At 62.8% G+C, this 17916-nt stretch carries 18 protein-coding genes; 9 read left to right on the forward strand and 9 right to left on the reverse strand.

The genetic code is table 11. The features are described 5' to 3' along the window. Positions 1 to 46: 46 nt before the first annotated feature. Positions 47 to 829, reverse strand: coding sequence for a hypothetical protein (locus tag NE584_RS14600; RefSeq protein ID WP_256183103.1), 783 nt, complete (start codon positions 827 to 829; stop codon positions 47 to 49). 488 nt (positions 830 to 1317) lie between these two features. On the opposite strand from NE584_RS14600, the gene NE584_RS14605 reads away from it, so the two are divergent. The 4 genes from NE584_RS14605 (at position 1318) to NE584_RS14620 (ending at position 5075) form a co-directional block, all read left to right on the forward strand. Next, the gene (locus tag NE584_RS14605; protein WP_050623872.1) at positions 1318 to 1857 is read left to right on the forward strand and encodes a hypothetical protein; all 540 of its coding nucleotides are present in this window, start codon (positions 1318 to 1320) and stop codon (positions 1855 to 1857) included. Then, positions 1858 to 3603 (forward strand): carbon starvation protein A, encoded by a 1746-nt coding sequence (locus NE584_RS14610; protein WP_050623871.1) that lies wholly within the window; start codon positions 1858 to 1860, stop codon positions 3601 to 3603. It begins immediately after the preceding gene. A gap of 172 nt (positions 3604 to 3775) precedes the next feature. Beyond that, positions 3776 to 4432, forward strand: a complete 657-nt coding sequence (locus tag NE584_RS14615) for a lysoplasmalogenase family protein (RefSeq protein WP_256183104.1) — start codon at positions 3776 to 3778, stop codon at positions 4430 to 4432. Next, positions 4419 to 5075, forward strand: coding sequence for a TIGR01906 family membrane protein (locus tag NE584_RS14620; protein WP_256183106.1), 657 nt, complete (start codon positions 4419 to 4421; stop codon positions 5073 to 5075). Before NE584_RS14615 ends, NE584_RS14620 begins: the two co-directional genes overlap by 14 nt. Positions 5076 to 5140: 65 nt before the next feature. Here the strand turns inward: NE584_RS14620 and NE584_RS14625 are convergent, their stop codons facing one another. From NE584_RS14625 to tsaE, 6 genes are all read right to left on the reverse strand, one after another. Beyond that, complete coding sequence (locus tag NE584_RS14625) at positions 5141 to 6019, reverse strand: radical SAM protein (RefSeq protein WP_050623868.1); 879 nt, start codon at positions 6017 to 6019, stop codon at positions 5141 to 5143. 3 nt (positions 6020 to 6022) lie between these two features. Next, positions 6023 to 7090 carry a histidinol-phosphate transaminase gene (gene hisC / locus NE584_RS14630; protein ID WP_256183107.1) on the reverse strand — a complete coding sequence of 356 codons (1068 nt, stop codon included), beginning with the start codon at positions 7088 to 7090 and terminating at the stop codon, positions 6023 to 6025. Continuing rightward, positions 7087 to 7329: a DUF951 domain-containing protein gene (locus NE584_RS14635; protein ID WP_050625440.1), complete on the reverse strand. Its 243-nt coding sequence runs from the start codon at positions 7327 to 7329 to the stop codon at positions 7087 to 7089. Before NE584_RS14635 ends, hisC begins: the two co-directional genes overlap by 4 nt. 203 nt (positions 7330 to 7532) lie before the next feature. Next, positions 7533 to 8168, reverse strand: coding sequence for a uracil phosphoribosyltransferase (gene upp, locus NE584_RS14640; RefSeq protein ID WP_050623866.1), 636 nt, complete (start codon positions 8166 to 8168; stop codon positions 7533 to 7535). A gap of 17 nt (positions 8169 to 8185) precedes the next feature. Next, positions 8186 to 8896, reverse strand: coding sequence for a tRNA (adenosine(37)-N6)-threonylcarbamoyltransferase complex dimerization subunit type 1 TsaB (gene tsaB / locus NE584_RS14645; RefSeq protein ID WP_050623865.1), 711 nt, complete (start codon positions 8894 to 8896; stop codon positions 8186 to 8188). 20 nt (positions 8897 to 8916) lie between these two features. After that, the gene (gene tsaE / locus NE584_RS14650) at positions 8917 to 9348 is read right to left on the reverse strand and encodes a tRNA (adenosine(37)-N6)-threonylcarbamoyltransferase complex ATPase subunit type 1 TsaE (protein ID WP_108980863.1); all 432 of its coding nucleotides are present in this window, start codon (positions 9346 to 9348) and stop codon (positions 8917 to 8919) included. Positions 9349 to 9594: 246 nt separating this feature from the next. On the opposite strand from tsaE, the gene NE584_RS14655 reads away from it, so the two are divergent. The 5 genes from NE584_RS14655 (at position 9595) to NE584_RS14675 (ending at position 15746) form a co-directional block, all read left to right on the forward strand. After that, positions 9595 to 10785, forward strand: coding sequence for an FtsW/RodA/SpoVE family cell cycle protein (locus NE584_RS14655; protein WP_050623863.1), 1191 nt, complete (start codon positions 9595 to 9597; stop codon positions 10783 to 10785). 33 nt (positions 10786 to 10818) lie between these two features. Continuing rightward, entirely contained in the window at positions 10819 to 12417 is a 1599-nt protein-coding gene (locus NE584_RS14660; RefSeq protein WP_108980861.1) for an ATP-binding protein, read from the forward strand. Between the two features lie 6 nt (positions 12418 to 12423). Continuing rightward, positions 12424 to 13107, forward strand: coding sequence for a response regulator (locus NE584_RS14665; RefSeq protein ID WP_050623861.1), 684 nt, complete (start codon positions 12424 to 12426; stop codon positions 13105 to 13107). A 241-nt stretch (positions 13108 to 13348) separates the two neighbouring features. Continuing rightward, positions 13349 to 14602 carry a sodium/glutamate symporter gene (locus tag NE584_RS14670; protein WP_050625439.1) on the forward strand — a complete coding sequence of 418 codons (1254 nt, stop codon included), beginning with the start codon at positions 13349 to 13351 and terminating at the stop codon, positions 14600 to 14602. Between the two features lie 148 nt (positions 14603 to 14750). Beyond that, positions 14751 to 15746, forward strand: a complete 996-nt coding sequence (locus NE584_RS14675; protein ID WP_256183108.1) for a TAXI family TRAP transporter solute-binding subunit — start codon at positions 14751 to 14753, stop codon at positions 15744 to 15746. Positions 15747 to 15793: 47 nt separating this feature from the next. On the opposite strand, the gene NE584_RS14680 is transcribed toward NE584_RS14675, so the two are convergent. Both NE584_RS14680 and NE584_RS14685 read right to left on the reverse strand, forming a co-directional pair. Continuing rightward, the gene (locus NE584_RS14680; RefSeq protein ID WP_256183109.1) at positions 15794 to 17200 is read right to left on the reverse strand and encodes an amino acid carrier protein; all 1407 of its coding nucleotides are present in this window, start codon (positions 17198 to 17200) and stop codon (positions 15794 to 15796) included. A 9-nt stretch (positions 17201 to 17209) separates the two neighbouring features. Next, a complete protein-coding gene (locus NE584_RS14685) occupies positions 17210 to 17911 on the reverse strand; it encodes a hypothetical protein (RefSeq protein ID WP_256183110.1) in 702 nt (233 codons plus the stop codon). Positions 17912 to 17916 lie beyond the last annotated feature (5 nt).

Consider the following 17916-nt stretch of genomic DNA (forward strand, 5'->3'; position numbering starts at 1 on the left):
CCGAGGCCCAGGATAATGCCACCTATCACCTGGGCGCCAACGCCACTTATGACGACATCAAATACTTCTCTACCGGCTCACTGGCCGGCCGGTAGAGGTGGAGCGCCTGCCCCTTCCGGAGGCTCTGGTCCTCCGGGGTGATCCCGAAGAGCACTCTGCGCAGCTCCAGCTGGTTCTGGGTCAGCATCCCAAAGTTCTGCACCTCCAGTTCCGGCACCGCCGCCTGGAGATAGATGAAGCGCAGGGACATGGAGCCCCCGCCGCAGCACATCACGATGCCCATGGCAGCCAGCTGGACCACCGCCGCCAGCAGGGCCCACCGTGCCCCCATCCTTCTGGACATGGGGCCCTCCTCCGGGATCAGACGCCGGCGGAGGACCACCGCCAGTCCGAAGGGGACCGCCATCATGGCGATGGGGAACCAGTTGAGCAGGATCTCCCCAACCGCCATGTCTCCGAAAGCACCGGCCACCATCCCCATCTTAGTCAGGGAGAAAGCTGTGAGGAAGGTCTTGAACAGGTGATAATAGATGCTCTGGGCTCCCATCCACACGGAGAGCAGCAGGGTCATTGCCGGCAGCAGCACCCGCCCCTTTCGTGGGGCGACCCCGCCGCACAGCAGTCCCAGCAGGATCGCGATGGGCAGGGTGAACAACAGGGTGAACAGCGCCCCCACCGGCGTGACGGCGTGGAAACAAAACAGCTTCAAAAACAGTTCTTCATAGTAGATGACCCCAGCAAAAAACAGGGACGGGACCAGCAGCCGCCGCCAACGGCTCCATCTGTTCTCCCCCGCCGGGCCTATAGCAGTCATTCTTTCCCAACTCATGTAGACAACCTCCGCTCGCGGGACTCACTTTTGGGAAGAGCGCCCTGTCCGTCTCCGCGCCCCCCCTCTCTCCGGGGGCCGGCGCGGCCTGGCGCATGATTTCCCATTGTACTCAATCCCGCACCCGCTGTCAAACCCCCGGAACGTCTCCCCTCTCCCCACGCCCTCCATATTTCCCCTATAAAAAACGGCGGTAATCCTGCACAGCGCTGTCCCTTTTTTTCTTTTTTCTCCCATCCCGCGGTTTTCTGCACAATTTCTTCTCCTTCTTCTTTATTTTTTTGTTTATTCTATCTTAATCAAAAGAATTTGATGGAGGATCTTCATTTCTTTCCTCCCTTTTTGAAGAATTTCCTTGCAAAATATGTGGAAATCTGCTATCATGATTTTAACATTTTATTCATAATTTTGGGGTTTATTTGGGCGGGAGCGGGAATCGGTTTCCGCTTCTGTTCTGCCTATGGCGCCCCATGGAAATGAGGTCCCCTGTGTCTGAACTGCGCGATACCCTCCTCGCCCGCCTCTCGGAGGCATACACAGCCTATTTTGACGTAGAGCCCGTCCAAGACGGCTCCCCCCTGAAAGCACTGTGCGCCTATCACTCCCGCGGCTCTCAGTACGTACTGATCAAAAAGGCGGAGCTGTGGGCGGCGGAGACCCACGAATACCTCTACCTATACTCCCTCCCCCGGCTGGACTTCACCAGCCTGGTGGAGCTTCAGGCCCGCACGCTGGAGGACGGGATGCCACGCATCCGCCCCCATTCCCAGCATATGTGCACCTATCTGTCGGCCGTGGTCCTGTGTGATCAGGCCGACCCGGACGCTCTGGCCCAGCTTCAAAAGCTGAAGAAGCACCGGGACTTTAAGCTATCGCTCCATGGATGGATGGAGTTTCGTATAGCAGCGGTGGACCTGTCCACCGGCGACATCGCCACGAACCGCAGCGGCAAAGATCTGGGGAAGAGCCTGAGTGGTCTTGTGGCCCGCGAGATCCAGAAATTTAAGTTAAGGAGAGGAGAAACTTAAATGAATGCAGTGTTAGTTCTTTCCATTGGCATTGTCATTCTGATCGTAGGTTACATCTTCTACGGCGGATGGCTTGCCAAGCAGTGGGGCGTGGATGACTCCCGGCCCACCCCTGCCCATGAGCTGGAGGACGGCATGGACTATGTCCCCGCCAAGGCTCCGGTGCTGATGGGCCACCACTTTTCGTCTATCGCCGGCGCCGGCCCCATCAACGGCCCCATCCAGGCCGCCGTATTCGGCTGGATGCCTGTGGTGCTGTGGGTGCTGATCGGCGGCATCTTTTTCGGCGCCGTCCATGACTACGGTGCCCTGTTCGCTTCCATCCGCCACAAGGGCCAGTCCATCGGCGAGGTGGTCGCCCTGAACATCGGCGACCGTGCCAAGAAGCTGTTCCTGATCTTTTCCTACCTGACCCTGGTGCTGGTGGTGGCCGCTTTCGCCTCCATCGTGGCCAGCACCTTCCAGGCCACCTATGTGGACGGCGTGCTGGACACCGCCGCCTCTGCCACCAACGCGTCCGTGGCCATGATCTCCCTGCTGTTCATTGTCATGGCCGTCCTGTTCGGCTTCTTTGTCTACCGCCGCGGGGCCTCCCTGGCAGTGGCCACCATTGCCGGCTGCGTGGGCATCGTGATCTGCCTGCTCATCGGCCTGAACTGGCACCCCATCTATCTGTCCAACTCCGTGTGGATGTGGATCATCGGCGCCTACATTCTGGTGGCCTCTGTGGCTCCCGTGTGGATCCTGCTCCAGCCCCGTGATTATCTGTCCTCCTTCCTGCTGTACGCCATGATGGCCATCGCCGCTGTGGGCGTCATCGGGGCCGGTCTCACTGGTGCGGACGCTGCCCACATGGATATGCCCGCCTTCACCGGCTTCTATGACAACTTGGCGCCCACCGGCACCTCCCTGGGCTATGTCTTCCCCGCCCTGTTCGTTACCATCGCCTGCGGCGCCATCTCCGGCTTCCACTCCCTGGTGGGCTCCGGCACCACCGCCAAGCAGCTGGATCACGAGCGGGACGCCAAGCCCATCGCCTACGGCGGCATGCTCATCGAGTGTGCGCTGGCCCTGGTCTCCCTGTGTGCTGTGTCCTTCATCTGGACCGAGTACGCCTCCGGCGAGATCGTCACCCCCACCCAGGTGTTTGCCACCGGCATTTCCCGCATGATCGCCTCCATCCCCGGCCTGGCGGGCACACAGGCCACCGTCAGCTCCCTGTTGGTGCTGACCGTATCTGTCTTCTGCCTGACCTCCCTGGATACTGCCACCCGTCTGGCCCGCTACATGTTCCAGGAGTTCTGGCTGAAGCCCGGCCAAACCTATAAGGAGGCCACCGGCTTCAAGGCCATCCTCACCAACCCCGTGGTCGCCACCGCCATCACCGTGGTGCTGGGCGTGGGTCTGGGCATGACCGGCTACTCCAAGATCTGGCCCCTGTTCGGCGCCGCCAACCAGCTGCTGGCCGCTCTGGCCCTGCTGGCCGTCTGTGCCTGGCTGGGCAACATCGGCAAGAACAACAAGATGTTCTACATCCCCATGATCTTCATGCTGATCGTCACCCTGACTTCCCTGGCTCAGACCATCAGCACTCAGGTGGGCAAGATCACCGCCGGCGCTGCCACCGACTGGGCCCCCTATGCGCAGGCCATCCTGGGCGTGCTGCTGTTCATCCTGGCTATCGTGCTGGCTGTTGAGGGCTGCATGACCATCTTCGGCAAGAAGAAAAACACCGCCGCGAAGTAACCTTCCATCCTGCTTCACGACATCAGCAAGGACCGCAGTGCCTTTTTCCGGGCGCTGCGGTCCTCTTCTGTTGACAAGGATTGTATTTTTTTCTCATTCGTGCTACACTGAACGGGACAGCCTTTGTGGAAGGGAGGAGAACATTCTGATCGAGCGGCTCTGCCGGTGGAGCGTGCCGGCTTTTTTGCTGCTGGAGGGGGCGCTCTACCTCTCCTTCCTGGCCCTGGACCTGCTCTCTCCTGGTCCTCTGAGCACCGCCCTGAAGTATGCCGCCCTGCTGCTGTGCCTGCTCATGGCCCTGGCGGGGGCTTCCCGGGGCGGAGACCGCCTGGTGGCCGCCGCGCTGGCCATGACCGCAGCGGCCGACCTCTTCCTGCTGGTGCTGGACCGCTGGTACCTCCTGGGCATCCTCCTCTTTTACGGGGTCCAGGTTGCGTATATGGTCCGCATCTGTAAGGCCAACGGAGGCCATGCCCTGCTCATTCCCAGGTTCCTTCTGTTCTCCCTGCTTCTGGTGGCCCTGTACCAGCTGGAGCTCTTCACACCGGAGACCGCAGCCGCGGCCCTCTACTTCTCCCACTTCCTCTTCAACGCCCTGCTGAGCCTGTCTCTGCGGGACGCCGGGGGCCGCCTCTTCTCCCTGGGACTGCTCCTCTACCTCATGTGCGACATGCTGGTCGCAGTCTCTCAGTTCCCCAGCCTCTTCCCTCCCCCCCTCTCTTCCGTGGCCCAGGTAGGGATGTGGCTCTTCTACCTCCCCGGGCAGGTGCTCATCGTCCTGTCCGGTCTGGTCATCCCTACGGGAGGTGTCCCTGATGAAACAGAGTAAGATCCTGTCCGTCCTGCTGGCCGTCCTTACGGCCTGCCTCGTGCTCTCCTCCTCTGTGGCGGTCCCCATCCTCTGCCGCCCTTTCTATTACGCCCATATCGGCCCTCTGGGGCTGGTCCAGGCTACCGGCCTGACAGAGGAGGCGATCCGCCATGCCTATGACGAGATGCTGGACTTCTGCCTGGGCGCCCCGGAGTTCTCCACCGGCGCGCTGTCCTGGTCACAGTCCGGCCGGGACCATTTTGCCGATGTGCGGGTCCTCTTCCTGCTGGATCTGGCCGTGCTGGCCTTGTCTGCCGCCCTCCTGCTCCTCTGGTTCCTGCTGGGCCGGAGGATGGGCCTGGTGCCCCGCCCCCTTCTGGGCCGGGGCCCCGGCTTCTGGGCTGCCGCGGGGCTGGGCACCGTCTTCGCCGTGGTGGGCCTGCTGGCCTCCCTGGACTTTGAGCGGGCTTTTGTGGTATTCCACGCCCTGTTCTTCCCGGGGAAGGACAACTGGCTCTTCGACCCGGCGGTGGACCAGATCATCCTGATCCTGCCGGAGGTCTTTTTCCGCAACTGCGCTCTGCTCATCGGGGGGCTGATCCTGCTCTGGTGCGCCATCCTTATCGGGACGGACCTGTGGCTGGGACGCCGCCGCCGCTGAACCGATAAAGACCGCCCCGCCGGAACCAAAGGCTCCGGCGGGGCGGTCTTCACTTTCGGGACATCTCAGATCCCCCGATTCAGGGTCTTGCGCAGGCGGATCTTGCCTTCCAGCGCCTGGTCGATCAGGGAGAGGAACTTCTCCCGGTCCTCCGGCAGCCCCCCCTTCAGGGGCAGGTAGTTGGAGGCGTGGTTGCTGGTGAAGTGGAGGGGGTCCACATCCAGGTGCTCCAGCAGAAGGTGGCACTCCTCCAGGATCTGGTCCGGGGTACACACCTGAAAGCGCCCGGCCAGCACGTCCTCCCCCAGCGGGGTGCCCGCCGCAGGGGCAAAAGTCATGGCTGAGAGGTGGCGGGGCTTCATTTTGTTGATGATGCCGGCGGTGGACAGGACGTGCTCCTCCCAGTCGCCCCCCTGGCCGGTGAGGCCCAGGATGACGATGGCCCACAGGTCGATGCCCGCCGCCACCAGGTTCTGGCCCGCCTGGAGCATCTCCGCGGCGGTGCAGCCCTTTTGGATGGCCTGGAGCACTGCGTCGCTGCCGCTCTCCACCCCCAGATAGGCCCGGGTCAGTCCGGCCTCCCGCAGGGCGCGCAGTTCCTCCGGCGTCTTGCTCAGGGTGCTCCTGGGGCCGGCGTAGGTGGTCACCTTCTGGAGCTTAGGGAAGGCAGCATACAGCTTCTCCAGGATCTGGAGCAGCTGCTCCGTCCTCATCACGATGGCATCCCCGTCCATGAGGAAGACCCGCTCCACATTGGGCCCGTAGTAGCTGCGGGCCATGTCGATGTCCTCCAGGATCTCCTCCACCGGGCGGACCCGAAACTTCTTCTCCTTGTACATGGCACAGAAGGTGCATTTGTTGTGGGAACACCCGATGGTGCACTGGAGCAGATAGCTGCGCCACTCCCCTGGGGGACGGTACAGCAGGTCACTGTCGTATCGCATGGGTCACTGTCCTTTCAAAATCTCTTCCATAGCCCGGCACATGGCCTCCATCTCCTCGTCTGTCCCGATGGACACCCGCAGATGGTCCTGTATCCTGGGGCGTTCAAACCGGCGCACCAGCACGCCCCAGTCCCGCAGCCCCTGCTGGAGCACCCGCCCGGAGTGGTCCGGGTGGGCGATGAACAGGAAATTGGAGCTGGAGTCATGGACCTGGAAACCCATCTCCCGCAGCCTGTGGGTGACCCACGTCCGGGTCGCCATGATCTTGCCCCGGGTCTCCTCAAAATATGCCGTGTCCCGCACGGCCGCCTCCCCTGCCGCCTGGGCCAGCCGGTCCAGGGGGTAGGAATTGAAGGAGTTCTTCACGCAGTTTACCCCAGCGATCAGGTCCTGGCTGCCCAGGGCGTAGCCGATCCGCATCCCCGCCAGGGACCGGGACTTGGACATGGTGCGGACCACCAGCAGGTTGGGATACTGGTCGATGAGCTCCACAGCGGACTGGGCCCCGAAGTCGGCGTAGGCCTCGTCTACCAGCACCGCCGCTGCCGGGTTGGCCTCCACGATCCGCCGGATGTCAGACAAAGGCAGGGCCCGGCCCGTGGGTGCGTTGGGGTTGCAGATCACCGCGCCGCCGTTCCCCCTCAGAAAGCGCTCCACCGGCAGGGTGAAGTCCTCGTTGAGGGGGATCTCCTCATAGTCCAGCCCGAACAGCTCGGTATAGACCGGATAGAAGCTGTATGTGATGTCTGGGAACACCACCTTCCGCCCGGGGCTGAACAGGGCGTAAAAGCACAGCCCCAGCACCTCGTCTGAGCCGTTGCCGCAGAACACCTGCTCCGGCTCCACGCCATAGTGCTCCGCCAGCGCCCCCCGCAGCGCGGCAGACTCCGGATCAGGATAGAGCCGCAGGCGCTGATCCGCCTCCCGCCGGATGGCCTCCAGCACCCGGGGAGAAGGGGGGTAGGGGTTCTCGTTGGTGTTCAGCTTGATGAACGTCCGGTCCTTGGGCTGCTCCCCGGGGGTGTAGGGCACCAGTCCCTGAATCCGGCTGCTCCAGTATCGTTGATTCATGCCTCTTCCCCTCCTCCTTGGCCGCCCTTTGCCGGGCGCGCCTCCAGTTTGACCTCCGTGCCGTCCCGATACACCTTTCGGACACTTTTCTCCGCCTTGTTCCGGGGAAGCATCACCTCGTGTCCGCAGCCCAGACAGCGCATCCGAAAATCCATGCCCACCCGGAGGACCAGCCACTCCTGGCTTCCACAGGGGTGAGCCTTCTTCATTTTCAGCACATCTCCCACATGGATGTCCATCACATGCTCCTCCATTCCGGCCTCTCTCTGGCTCGGGCCGCTTCCTTTTGCAGTTTTTTACTATTATAGAGGAATTCCGCGCCCCTGTCAAATCCTCCCTCGCCGTCTCCCTTTCATCCCCAGCACCCCAGAAAATGACAACAGTGCAGAGGCGGCGGACCCTTCCTGCCAGAGGGGCCCGCCGCCTTGCCTGTATCCGATACTTATTTAGTGCCGAAAATTCGGTCGCCCGCGTCGCCCAGGCCGGGGACGATATAGCCGTGGTCATTGAGCTTCTCGTCCACCGCGGCCACATAGATGTCCACATCGGGATGGGCGGTACGCACTGCCTGGATGCCCTCAGGGGCGGCCAGGATGTTCATCAGCTTGATGCTCCTGCACTCATAGTTTTTCAGGAACTGGATGGCCGCCACGGCGGAGCCGCCGGTAGCCAGCATGGGATCCAGGACGATGACGTCCCGCTCGGCGATGTCGTGAGGCATCTTGCAGTAATACTCCACCGGTGCCAGGGTCTCCGGGTCCCGGTACAGGCCGATGTGCCCCACCTTGGCGGAGGGGATCAGCGTCAGGATGCCGTCCACCATGCCCAGCCCGGCCCGCAGGATGGGAACAATGGCCAGCTTCTTCCCCGTCAGGCACTTGAAGGTGCCGGTGGCCACGGGAGTCTTGATCTCCACATCCTCCAGAGGCAGATCACGGGTAGCCTCATAACACTCCAGTGTAGCGATCTCGGACACGATCTCCCGGAACTCCTTCACACCGGTGCGCTCGTCCCGCAGGATACTCAGCTTGTGCTGGAGCAGCGGGTGATCCAAAACATGGACTTTGCTGTCAAACATCTGAAACGCTCCCCTTTTTATTTTGATTTAGCTTCCCGCTCCAGCCGCTCCCGCTCCGCCTGAGACAGGCGGCAGTACACGGGGGCCAGCTCCTCTCCGGAGACCAGTCCGCCTGAACGGACCAGCTCCAGCGCCGCGCGGGCCACACCCCAGGCGCTCTGCATCCGCAGATGCTCCGGGGCCATTTTCAGGGTGATACCCTGCTCTGTTAAAGTATTATAGCACAGCCTGGCCCCGTCTCCAACTACAATTTTCTCTTTTTCCACCTTTTTCAGCTCTTCCCCCAGCTGGTCCAGGCCGATGGCCCGGTCGGGCGTCAGCCGCTGGAGGCCCTCCCCTGCGGCCAGGAAGAGGGCATTGTACACCTGGCTGCGCCGGGCATCCATGGCGCACACGATGACCCGCCCCTCCAGGTGGGCCAAAGGCCAGGCCATGGACTCCAGGGTGGAGCAGGGGGCGCAGGGCTTGTCCTCCGGCCAGGCCAGCCCCTTCGCGGTAGCCACGCCGATGCGCAGCCCGGTGAAGGAGCCGGGGCCGGCCGCCACGGCGATTACCTCCACCTCCTTCAGGGACGCGCCGCAGTTCTTCAGCATGCTGTCCACCAGGGGCAGCAGGGTCCGGCTGTGGGTCAGCCCGCTGTTCTGCCAGCTCTGGGCCAGCAGGGTCCCGTCCTGGCACAGGGCGGCGGAACAGGCCGCCGCCGAGGTCTCAAGGGCCAGTATTTTCATCGTCGATCTCCCCTCTCTGCTCAAAATCCGGCGGGGACAGGCTCCACCGAGATCACCCGCCTGCTCTCCTCCCCGCCCCGGCGGATGTCCACCCGGACAGTGTCCCGCTCCAGCGCGTCCGCCACATTCTCGCTCCACTCCACGGCGCACACGCCGCCCCGGGCCAGGTAGTCCTCCCAGCCGATGTCGAACAGCTCGTCGGAGGAGGTCAGGCGGTACATGTCGAAGTGGAACAACGGCAGCCGCCCCCCTTCATACTCGTTGACAATGGCAAAGGTGGGACTGGTCACCCGATCCCCGATCCCCAGCCCCCGGGCGATGCCCCGGGTGAATGCGGTCTTGCCCGCCCCCAGGTCCCCGGTAAAGGCCACTACATCCCCCGGGGACAGGGCCCGCCCCAGCCGTTCTCCCAGCTCCTCCGTCTCCTCGGGGCTGTTGGTCACAAATTCCATGCTCGCTCCTCTCCCCGCGGACATCGCGGCTCCACGTTCTCGCCTCCGATTATAACACAGGTCCCCCACGCTTTTCCAGTGATGTTTCCGCCGTCCTCATGCTTTTCCCGCCCGCAGCTCCACATGCCGGGAGGAAACGCGGTCCCAACCGCCCTTTTTTCAGAACTGTCAGTTTACTTTTTCACACAAAGGCGGTAAAATAACAATTTGAAAGAAAATATTTCCCCCTACTGAAGAGGTGACAACGTGACCACCCTGTTTTCCCCCATCCGGGAGTTTTTCAAGAAGGGCGATGTGCTCCTTCTGTTCCTATGTCTCACGGCCAGCGGCTACGGCCTGGCCCTGATCTACAGCGCCACCCGCTATCTCGATAATAATAATCGGAACGTGATCGTCCAGGCCGTCGCCATCTGCATCGGCGTGGTCATCTATATCGTCCTCACCTTTGTGGACTTCCAGCTGTTCGTGGAGAAGTGCTGGAAGTGGCTGGTGGCCTTTGATGTGGGCTTCATTCTCCTGCTCCTGACCCCCCTGGGAAAGGAATCGGGGGGCAACCGGAACTGGCTCGCCCTGGACCGGATCATCCCCCACTTCCCCTTGGATCTCCAGCCCAACGAGATCGTCAAGATCCCCTTTATCCTGCTTCTGGCCTGGCAGGCCGCCCGCATCCACCAGCAGGAGCGGGACATCAGCTCCCCCTTCTCCGTGGCCCAGCTCACCGGTCATACCCTGCTGATGGTGGGGCTGATCGCCGTGGTCTGCGGTGACATCGGTATGTGCGTCATCTATCTGTTCCTCTTCGTCACCATCTCCTGGATGGCGGGGGTGAAGGCTCGATGGTTCGCTCTGGGCGGGACGTGCTTCGTGGGTGCCATTCTTGGGGCCTGGTTCACCATCCTCCAGAGTGACCGCTTCGCCTATATCCGCAATCGGTTTATGGTCGTATTGGACCACAGCCTGGATCCGCTGGGGGCTGGCTTCCAGCAGAGCCGTTCCCTGCTGGCCATCGGCTCGGGCCAGCTCACCGGCCAGGGATACCTCAACGGCACCCAGACTCAGGCATCATACAGTGCCGCTCTCCCTGCCCGACAGACCGACTTCATCTTCTCCGTCTGCGGGGAGGAGCTTGGCATGGTGGGCTGCCTCCTGCTGCTCCTGGTCCTGGCCCTCATCATCCTGCGGTGTTACTGGGTGGGCCGGAACGCCAGCTCCCCCTTCTCCGCCTATGTATCCATGGGGATCGCCGGGATGCTGCTGGCCCAGGTATTCTTCAATGTGGGCATGTGCCTGTACATCCTGCCTGTCATGGGGCTCACGCTCCCCTTTTTCAGCTATGGCGGCTCCTCCATCATCACCCTTTACACCGCCATGGGCATCGTCTCCAGCATCCGGGCCAGGACCCTCCCCAGTTGGCTTCGGGACCGGAACCAGCTCTGACCCTGGCCGACCCTCGATCGCGGAGGTGACTCCATGCTGCAAAAGATCAAAAGCCTCTCCCTGGAGCGGCAGCTCTTCCTCAGCTTTTCTGCTGTCTCCGCCCTGCTCCTGATGCTCTCTCTGGGGATCACCCTCTATTTCGATATCGCCCGCCAAAGTCAGAGCATCGACTCCACCATCTCCAGCACCGCCGCCTATGTGGCCTCTATGGATGGCGTGGCGGAGATGCTGGCGAATGGCTATCCCACCCAGGAGGTCACCGGGTCGCTGGATTCCCTGCACCAGAATTTTCCTGGCATTGACATCATTGCTGTCTATGACCGAAACGGTCTGCGCTTTTACCACACCAGCCGCCTGGAGACCGGCGAGACCTTTGTAGCCGGGGAGGAGACTGCCATCCTGTCCGGCTCCCCGCCCTATATCACCACCGGCTACGGCACCCACGGCAACCAGCGGGTGGCTTTCCATGCGGTCCGGGACGGGTCTGGCTCCATCATCGGCTTTGTCACCGCGGCCATCTTCCGGGCCGACATTCTCCAGCGCAGCCTCAATCTCGTGCTGCTCTTCTCTCTGGTGCTGGGCGGCATGTTCGGTGTGGCCCTTCTGCTCGCCCGTGGAATCGTCCATCTGCTGAAGGGCTCCCTCCGCGGGCACCACCCCAAGGAACTGCTGGACCTCTACTTACAGCAGGACGACCTGCTCAACTCCATCGAGGACGGCCTGGTGGCCACCGACCTGCGGGGGCAGGTGGTCTTTGCCAACGACCAGGCCCGGACCCTGCTCCAGTGCGGCTCCACCCCCCTGGAGGGACAGCCGCTGACCCGCTTCTTCCCGGAGACGGGCTGCATCCAGGTGGCCCGCAGCGGGCAGGCGGTGCACAACCGCTCCTGCGTCATCCAGGAGCGCCAGATCCTGGCCAGTGAGGTGCCCATCCTGGGGGAGAACGGCTCCCAGGGGGTGCTCAACGTCTTCCACGACAAGACGGAGATGCGCAAGCTGTCCGACGAGCTCTCCGGTGCCCGCTACATGCTGGACACCCTGCGCTTTTTCAACCACGAGTTCATGAACAAGCTCCACATCATCCTGGGCTATCTCCAGACCGGCGAGAGCCAGAAAGCTGTCCAGTTCATCATGAACACCAGTCTGGTCACCAGCCAGTCCATCCGGGAGACGGCGGACTGTATCCGGGTGTCCCACCTGTGCGCCCTCATCATCGGGAAGATGATGCACGCCGCCGAGCTGGGCATCCTGCTCACCGTAACCCACGACAGCTTCTGCCGGGAGGAGGACCTGCTCCTCTCCCCGGAGGACTATGCCACCATCCTGGGCAACCTGTTGGAAAACGCCATCGACGAGCTCAGCCGAAGCCACAGCGAGGTGCGGGAGATCAAGCTGTCCATGTACTGCCGCCCTGACTGCAATCTGGTGGTCTGCGAGGACACCGGCGGCGGCATCGCCCCCGACATCCTGCCCCACATCTGGGACAAAGGATTCTCCTCTAAGGGGGAGGGGCGTGGCTTCGGCCTATATCTGATCAGCCGACTGGTGGACGAGCATGGAGGCTGCATCGAGCTGGAGACCGAGCCCGGGGTAGGCACCTGCTTCACCCTGACCTTTACCAGAGAGGAGTGAGACCGGATGTACCAAGTCATTATCATCGAGGACGACCCCATGGTGGCCGCCATCGACAAGCAGTACGTGGAGGCGGACAGCCAGTTCCGTGTGGTCCGCACCTTCAAGAGCGGCGGAGAGGCTTTGGCCCATTTGCCGGAGCTCAAGGCGGATCTGATCATCCTGGACTACTACACCCCGGGCATGAACGGCACTGAATTCGTAGACCAGCTCCACACCCTGGGGGAGAGCCCCTTCATCATCGCGGTCACCTCCGCCAACGACACCCATATCGTCCAGGGCCTGCTCGCCCGGGGGGTGCTGGATTATCTTGTCAAGCCTTTCCAGTTCCCCCGCTTCCGTCAGGCACTGGACCGGTTCCTTCAGGCCAGGCGGCTGCTGGAGCAGGGGCCCGGCAGCATGGACCAGAGCGCCATTGACCAGCTGGTCCATCACCGGGAGGCAGTGCCTCCCGGTACGCCCTTGGACAAGGGCGTGAATTTCAGCACTCTGTCCAGGATCCGCCGCTTTTTCGATGAGAACCCGGAGCACTTCTTTACCAGCGAACAGATCGCCGAACATGTGGGCCTGTCCCGTATCACGGTACGCCGCTATGTCAACTACATGGTGGATCAGGGGGAGATCACCAGCTCCATCGATTACCAGACCGGAGGCCGCCCCTCCATCCGCTACCTGAGGCTGCACAGCTGAATATCATCCCTATCCCTCCCGGCAGGCATCGCAGGACCGATGCCTGCTTTTTCCTTCCCGCTCAGCTTTCTTTCCGCACAGCCTGATTTTGGGGGCCTATTCAGTTACAATAGTTACAAAAGCCCTTCAATAATTACGATAAATTGACTTCTTCCCCTTGTCTTTATAGAATCTTTATTGTAAAAGGTGTGTGTCCGGCGGACTGCCGGGCAGGAAAGAAAGGAGAGAGATGTGTATGACTTTGGAAAAAATCCTTGGCTATTTCGGGACCTACACAGCTGGTGTGGATGGAGCGGTCAGCTCCTTTCAGTTCGAGTATCTCACCAGCCTTGGTTTCGCAGCTATTGTGATCTTTCTGGGCCACGCCATCGTCAAGCGCTCCGCGCTTCTGAAAAAATTTGCAATTCCCGCTCCTGTGGTCTCCGGCCTGCTGTTCTCTATCGCAGTCGCCATTCTAAAGGCATCTGGCGTGATGGCCTTTTCCTTCGATGTCAAGACCATCCAGGACCTGTGCCAGAACATTTTCTTTATGTGCGTGGGCTTCGGCTTCAGCTGGAAGCTGATCCGGCACGCCGGCGGCAAGCTGTGCATCATGATCGCTGTGGCCGCCTGCCTGCTGATCACCCTCCAGGACGTGCTGGGCGTACTGGTGGGCAACCTCATCGGGATGGACCCCTATCTGGCTCTTCAGTGTTCCTCCGCCTCCATGTCCGGCGGCGTGGGCACCGCCTCCGCTTTCGGCCCCATCTTCATCGATTGGGGTGCCCCTGAGTCCGCCACCACCGTGGGCGTCACCGCCGGCACCCTGGGCAACATCATGGGCTCCCTCATCGGCGGCCCTGTGGCTGCGTTCCTTATCAGCCGCCACCACCTGAAGGCGGACCCCAACGACAAGCCCGAGGCGGCCGCTGACGGCAAGATCAATGAACTGAGCAACAGCCGCATGGTCTCCATGTTCGGCATGGTCCTGCTGCTGTGCGCCCTGGGCATGCCCATCTACTGCATCCTGGACAACATCCCCATGATTGAGATGCCCAAGTTCATCGGCTGCCTGTTCGCCGGCGCCATCGCCCGCAATGTGATGGAGGCCGCCCACATCAAGTTCTATACCCCCGAGGTGGACGCCCTGGAGCATATGTTCCTGGAGCTCTATCTGGCCCTGGTGCTGATGACCATCGACATTACTGCTCTGGCTGACGTGGCTGGGCAGATGGGCATCATCCTGCTGCTTCAGGCAGCGCTCATGGCTCTGTTCGCCATCTTTGTCTCCTACAACATGTTCGGCCGCAACTACGGCGCCGCCGTCATGGCCGCCGGCAACTGCGGCTGGGGCTGCGGCTCTGGTCCCAATGCCGTTGCCAATGAGAAGGCTGTTATGGATCAGTACGGCTGGCACAATGTGGCCTGGGTGCTGTATCCCTCTTTCGCCGTCATTATCGACGATATCTATAACCCCATTTTCCTCTCCGTGTTTGGCGGCCTTCTTGCTCACTAAATCGATTCACCTCCCTCTTTACAATGGGACAGGGGCGCGTATCTGATACGCGCCCCTGTCCCATTGTATTTTGAGGTTGTAAAATCTTCCACATCTGTGGTATAGTAGAGACAGCAGCATGAATTCCATGGATAGGGAGGGTGGTCTCTTGGGGTTTTTTCGCAATAAGGCGGTCCTGGCATGTCTGACCGCCCTATGCCTCGCCTGCGGCGGCTGTGCATCGCAGCCCGAGGATATCTCACCGCTGGATGCGGACGGCCTGATCGTGCTCACCATCGGCACCGCAGACACCGGTGGCACTATGACCCCCGTGGGCACTGCCATCGCCCAGGTCCTGAGCACCGACCAGCTGAAGTTCAACATCAGCACCTCCACAGGCTCCTTCATGAACATTCAGAACCTTTCCTCCGGCGAGATCGACCTGGGGCTGGTGGCGGGCGACTCCGCCTATACCGCTGTCTACGGCACGGAGGACAGCGCCCCCACTAATGAAGACCTGCGGGCCGTTGCCGCTGTCTTTTCCAGCACCTCCAACTGGATGTCCCCCATTCGCACCGGCGCGTTTTATGTCCATGACCTGAAGGGAATGCGCATCGGCGCAGGCCCTCAGGGCTCCGCCTCCGAGCTGGCCACCTGGGCTGTGATCAACGCCCTGAGGCTGGATGGCGATGGGACTGTACTGGAAAACTGCAGCCTGGGGGCAGGTACGGACCTGATCCTCAGCGGCGACCTGGACGCCATCCATGGCTTTACCGGCGCCCCGGTGAGCGGGCTGGCTCAGCTCCCGGAGCGGGTCCCCTCCCGCCTGCTGCGCTACACCCAGGAGGAGCTGGATCTGATCCTCTCCCAGAACGACCTCTACTACCCCGCCGTCATCCCCGCCGGCACCTACCCCGGGCAGTCCCAGGATGTAGACACCTTTGGGGTCAAGTGCCTGCTGTGTGTAGACGTCTCCATGGACGAGGAGCTGGTTTACTCCATGACCCAGGCCCTGTGGGAGTCTGCCGATATCATGGGGGAACTGTATCCCGCCATGTCTGTCCTGTCCGACCGGGATTTTCTGTGTGAGGACCTCCCCATCCCCCTTCACGACGGAGCCCAGCGCTTCTATGAGGAAGTCTGTCCGGAACTCGTCTCAAAGTGATCTTCCCCCTTGACAGGGGCCGCGGAAACTTCCGCGGCCCCTGTCTTTTATCCTCCGGTCCGCTCCCAGTCCCGCAGCTCCCGCAGCACCTGGGGGGAGAGGAGCAGGAGGGCCGTCAGATTGGGGATGGCCATCAGCGCGTTGCACAGGTCCACCAGCTCCCACACTGCCTCCCCCTCCCACACGCTCCCCAGCACCACACAGGACAGGAACACCAGCCGGTATGCGGGGACCAGCCGCCTGGACCCGGTCAGGTAGAGGATGCTCTGCTCCCCGTACCAGCTCCATCCCAGGATGGATGAGAACGCAAAGAGGAGCAGGCTCAGGGAGACCACCGCCCCACCCCAGGGCCCCAGCACGGAGGAGAAGGCCGCCGCCGTCAGCGGCGCCCCCAGCCGGTCAGGAGGCACTGCCCCCAACGCCCCCCGGACCAGGGCGTCCGCCGGGCCGTACACCCCGCTGACCAGGATGACTAGGGCGGTGGCGGTGCATACCAGCAGGGTGGAGACGCACACCTCCACGATCCCCCACATCCCCTGCCGGGCTGGACAGTCCACCTCTGCCGCGGCGTGGGCCATGGCGGAAGTCCCCAGCCCCGCCTCATTGGTGAACACCCCCCGGGCCACCCCGTACCGCAGAGCGGCAGCCAGGGTGTATCCCATTCCGCCCCCTACTGCGGCCTCCGGTCGGAGCGCCGAGCAGAAGATCAGTGCCATCGCCTCCGGGATCTGGTCGGCCCGGGCAGCCAGCACCGCCGCCCCGCCCCCCAGATAGAGCAGCGCCATCGCCGGGACCAGACCGCTGCTCACCCGGGCGATGCGTCCGATCCCCCCCACCATCACCAGCCCCGTCAGGACCGCGACGGCCGCCCCCACCGCCAGCCGGTCCCATCCGAAGGTGGCCTGGAGGGCGGCGGCAATGGAGCTGGACTGGACCATGTCTCCCCCGGTCAGGGTGGCCGGCAGGCATGCCAGGGCAAACCAGCCCGCCAGCAGCGGGCTTTTCAGGCCGTCCAGGATGTAGTACATGGGCCCTCCCAGCCACCCTGCGGGGCCGGCGCGGCGGTAGCGCACGGAGAGCAGCTTCTCCGCGCACCCTGTCATCATGCCCAGCAGGGCGGAGACCCACATCCAGAACACCGCCCCCGGCCCGCCGAACCAGATGGCGGTAGCCACCCCGGCGATGCTGCCTGTACCGATGGTGGAAGCCAGGGCGGTGGCCAGGGCCTGGAACTGGGAGATACCCCGCCCATTCCCCCGCCCCCGCCGGCGCAGCATGGCTCCGAAGGTGGTGCGGAGCCACAGGGGTATGCGGAAGATCTGGAAAAAGCCGGTCCGCAGGGAGTAATACAGCCCCGCTGCCAGGAACAGCCCCAGCAGCCAGGGGGACCAGACGACGTCATTCAGACGGGAGAGCAGCATGACCATCACCTCAAATAAGAGGTATGCGGCCATGCCCCAGCTTTATGTCTCTGAGGCTGTCCCTTCCCCCGCCGTCCACGCAGCCCCCGCCAGGGGCACCCGGAAGGAGAGCACCCCCTCTACCGCCGGGGCCAGAGAACACTGGGGATAAAAGAGCTCGATGCCCTCCGGGCGCAGGCAGAAGCGGCTGGCCCGAAAGTCCCGCCTCGCCATCTCCTTCCAATCCGGGTCCAGGAGACAGCTCCCACTCCGGAGCTCCCCCTCCCCTGCCTGCCTGATCCCCTCCAGCAGCTGCCGCCGGCGGCTCCGCTCCGGCAGCAGCATACCCAGCGGAACCGGCGCGCCCGCTTTCCAGTCCCAGGTCACCCCGGAACAGGACAGGAGGGGCCTCCCGTCTCCCCGCACCTCCCGCAGCTCCATCCGGATGCTCAGCAGGTCCGCCCCCTCCATGGCTACCTCTCCCGTCAGCCCTGCCTGCCAGGGCCGGAAGACCCGGGACTCCTCCCGGCAGGCGGCCAGCCGCAGGCAGGCCAGGCAGTAGGTCTCCCGCTCCCAGCGCAGGCGGCAGGACCGGACTAGGCGCCGGTAGTAGCCCGTCATGCGGCGCACTGCCCGCCCCTTCCCCTCAAACTCCGGCCAGGCCAGGGTCTCCTCCAGCACCGGCTCCCCGCACAGAGTCAGGGTCTTTTTCTCCTCCCGCCACAGGACCGCTGGGGCCTCCCCCATCTGTTTTTCCCTTTTCATGCCAA

The sequence above is a fragment of the Clostridium sp. DFI.5.61 genome, from assembly GCF_024462915.1.
Lineage (GTDB): Bacteria > Bacillota > Clostridia > Oscillospirales > Oscillospiraceae > Lawsonibacter > Lawsonibacter asaccharolyticus.

Excerpts from the sequence above, each read along its gene's own strand:
- NE584_RS14600 (WP_256183103.1), bottom strand. The coding sequence starts at position 829 with ATGAGTTGGGAAAGAATGACTGCTATAGGCCCGGCGGGGGAGAACAGA.
- tsaE (WP_108980863.1), bottom strand. The coding sequence starts at position 9,348 with ATGGAATTTGTGACCAACAGCCCCGAGGAGACGGAGGAGCTGGGAGAA.
- NE584_RS14680 (WP_256183109.1), bottom strand. The coding sequence starts at position 17,200 with ATGGCCGCATACCTCTTATTTGAGGTGATGGTCATGCTGCTCTCCCGT.
- NE584_RS14620 (WP_256183106.1), top strand. The coding sequence starts at position 4,419 with ATGAAACAGAGTAAGATCCTGTCCGTCCTGCTGGCCGTCCTTACGGCC.
- NE584_RS14610 (WP_050623871.1), top strand. The coding sequence starts at position 1,858 with ATGAATGCAGTGTTAGTTCTTTCCATTGGCATTGTCATTCTGATCGTA.
- tsaB (WP_050623865.1), bottom strand. The coding sequence starts at position 8,896 with ATGAAAATACTGGCCCTTGAGACCTCGGCGGCGGCCTGTTCCGCCGCC.
- NE584_RS14665 (WP_050623861.1), top strand. The coding sequence starts at position 12,424 with ATGTACCAAGTCATTATCATCGAGGACGACCCCATGGTGGCCGCCATC.
- hisC (WP_256183107.1), bottom strand. The coding sequence starts at position 7,090 with ATGAATCAACGATACTGGAGCAGCCGGATTCAGGGACTGGTGCCCTAC.
- NE584_RS14660 (WP_108980861.1), top strand. The coding sequence starts at position 10,819 with ATGCTGCAAAAGATCAAAAGCCTCTCCCTGGAGCGGCAGCTCTTCCTC.
- upp (WP_050623866.1), bottom strand. The coding sequence starts at position 8,168 with ATGTTTGACAGCAAAGTCCATGTTTTGGATCACCCGCTGCTCCAGCAC.
- NE584_RS14635 (WP_050625440.1), bottom strand. The coding sequence starts at position 7,329 with ATGGACATCCATGTGGGAGATGTGCTGAAAATGAAGAAGGCTCACCCC.
- NE584_RS14625 (WP_050623868.1), bottom strand. The coding sequence starts at position 6,019 with ATGCGATACGACAGTGACCTGCTGTACCGTCCCCCAGGGGAGTGGCGC.
- NE584_RS14685 (WP_256183110.1), bottom strand. The coding sequence starts at position 17,911 with ATGAAAAGGGAAAAACAGATGGGGGAGGCCCCAGCGGTCCTGTGGCGG.